Consider the following 1,081-nt stretch of genomic DNA (forward strand, 5'->3'; position numbering starts at 1 on the left):
ACCGCCCGCCGGGCGCCACAGCCGGGTACGGCCTGCCCGGCGCCACCGGGGAGGACCCCACCGAGGACCACTACGCGCTGGGCGCCACCCTGCACCACGCCCTCACCGGCCTCGACCCGGTGGTGATCGACCCCGACCCGGCGACCAACCGCGACCGCACCCTGGCCTGCCTGCGCGCCGCCCTCCCGGAGCCCGGGCACCCGGCGGCGGAACTCGTCGAGGGCCTGCTGAGCCCCGACCCGGAGCGGCGTGCGGCCACGGCGGCCCGGCTGCGCGAGGGGACGGTGCCGGCCAGGCGGGCCCGCCGTGCCCGGTGGAACGCGGAGACCCGGTGGAGCGTCCTGGACGGCGCGCTCGACCACACCGTCACCACCTGCGTCCGGATGGCCCGCGAGCTGCTCGCCGCCGACCCGGGCGCCGAGCGGCCCCGGACCCTGCTCTCGCTGTACGACGGCGCCGCCGGCCTCGGCCTCGAACTGCTCCAGCACCCGGACCGCCCGGACGCCCGCTCCGCCGCCGCCGACCTGGCCGCCTGGACGGCCGCCCACCCGGCCCTCGACCACCTGGACGGCTCGCTCCACCAGGGCCGTACGGGCGTGGACCTGTTCCTCGCCGAGGCGGCCGCCGCGCTGGGCACCCAGCCCCCGGAGCCCCGCCGGTACGAGGGTACGGGGGTCGACCAGATCGCGGGGACGGCCGGGATCGGCACCGGGCACCTGCTGCTCGCCGGGCTCGACTCAGAGACGGGAGCGCACCGGGCGGCGGCGGCCGACTGCGCCGCCGAACTGGTCGGCCGCCCGCTGGACGACCTCGGGGAGGATCCCAACCCCGGCACCGCCGCCCTCGCGGAGGGCTTCGCGCACGGCCGCGCGGGCGTCGCCCACTTCCTGCTCGCGATGCCCGACGAGGCGTCCCGGCGCACCGCCCGGGAGATCGTGGACGGCCTCGCGGCCGACCTCCCCGGCATCATCGCCGCCGCCCGCGCACCCGGGGCGACCCGCCGCTACCTCTCCTGGTGCCGGGGGCTGGCCGGGCTCGGCACCCTGCTGGTCCAGGCCGGCCGGCAGTACGGCGACGACGC

Annotated in this window: 1 protein-coding gene; it reads left to right on the plus strand. The window is 79.5% G+C overall.

Annotation, left to right across the window (positions count from 1 at the left end):
- The coding region (locus ACWDCZ_RS41675) for a lanthionine synthetase LanC family protein (RefSeq protein WP_449818770.1) at positions 1-1,081 on the plus strand (1,081 nt) is incomplete at both ends.

Source organism: Kitasatospora sp. NPDC001225 (genome assembly GCF_053597855.1).